The sequence below is a fragment of the Aedoeadaptatus acetigenes genome (assembly GCF_025566985.1).
Lineage (GTDB): Bacteria > Bacillota > Clostridia > Tissierellales > Peptoniphilaceae > Aedoeadaptatus > Aedoeadaptatus acetigenes.
In genome coordinates this window covers 1-1382 of sequence record NZ_JAOQJD010000033.1, presented here as the reverse complement: position 1 = coordinate 1382, position 1382 = coordinate 1, and the positions used below count along the sequence as shown (strand labels likewise).

General features: G+C 46.6%; 2 protein-coding genes. Both read left to right on the top strand.

What is annotated here, in order from left to right:
* A partial coding sequence (locus OCV31_RS09615) for an IS30 family transposase (protein ID WP_148474682.1) occupies nt 1-498 on the top strand: 498 nt, incomplete at its 5' end.
* A gap of 64 nt (nt 499-562) precedes the next feature.
* On the top strand, nt 563-1382 hold an 820-nt coding region (locus OCV31_RS09610; RefSeq protein WP_148474680.1), incomplete at its 3' end, for a transposase.

Here is a 1382-nt window from a genome sequence, read left to right as displayed (position 1 = left end):
CCCATATCCGAACGACCGGATGCGGCTGAAAAAAGACAGCGCTTAGGCGACTGGGAAGCGGATACGGTGGCAGGTAAAACTGGCAGGGCCTGTCTACTCACATTGACTGACAGGAAAAGTCGCTACCTTCTTTGCCAGAAAATTCCAAAAAAGAACGCCCAATGTGTTAAGCAGGCCATGATTGAACTGTTGGAAGATGAACCCCTTCAAAGCATTACTCCCGATAGAGGGAAAGAATTTGCAAAGCATCCTGAGATATCACAGCAACTGTCTCTTGTTGAATTCTATTTCCCGTTGCCCCATCACCCATGGCAAAGAGGTACCAACGAAAATACAAATGGTCTATTAAGAGAATACTTTCCAAAAACAAAAGATATTGACCAGTCGGATAGCTACATTGAAGCGAAAATAGAAGAGATCAATCGTCGACCACGTAAATGTTTAAACTGGAAAACACCTTATGAAGTTTATCATTCTGTAGAGTTGCACTTGACTTGACAATTCAAGGTCATCAAACAGCATTCGCCTCAATTATAGTAAAATAGAAAAAAAGGAGGCCACCATGCTACATAAAGAAGACAAGAAAAAAGTAGAACAAATTCAAATGATTGCTCTGGATCAACTCGTGCCGACAGATCATCTTTTGCGAAAAATTGACCGTTACGTGGACTTCGACTTCATCTATGACCTGGTGGAAGACCTTTACTGTCTAGACAACGGCCGACCCAGCATCGACCCCGTGGTTCTCATTAAACTCGTCTTCCTTCAACACCTTTATGGCATTCGCAGCATGCGCCAAACCATCAAAGAAGTCGAAGTCAACCTGGCCTACCGTTGGTTCTTGGGACTCGACTTCTACGATAAAATCCCCCACTTCACCACCTTTGGGCAAAACTACCGTCGGCGTTTTCAAGACACCGACCTATTCGAGTCCATCTTTACCAACATCCTTCAACAAGCCATGGACCAAGGCTTCGTCGACACACGCCTCCAATTCGTCGATGCCACCCACGTCAAAGCCCATGCCAATCGCCACAAAAACAAAAAAGCCGTGGTGAAAAAACACGTGCGAAGCTACCAACAACAGCTTGAAAAAGAAATTGCCGATGATCGAAACGCACACGGAAAAGACGACCTCAAACCACCGAAAAATCCGCCCACCGATACCACCACCATCACCCAATCCACCACCGATCCCGAAAGCGGCCTCTTTCACAAAGGCGAGCACAAAGAAGTCTTTGCCTACACCATCCAAACCGCCTGCGACCGACACGGATGGATCCTCGCCTGCCAAAGCTTTCCCGGCAACCGCCACGACAGCAGCACCTTCTTCGACTTCCTTCCCAAACTCCAAACTTTAAAACCAGAAAAACTCGTCATGG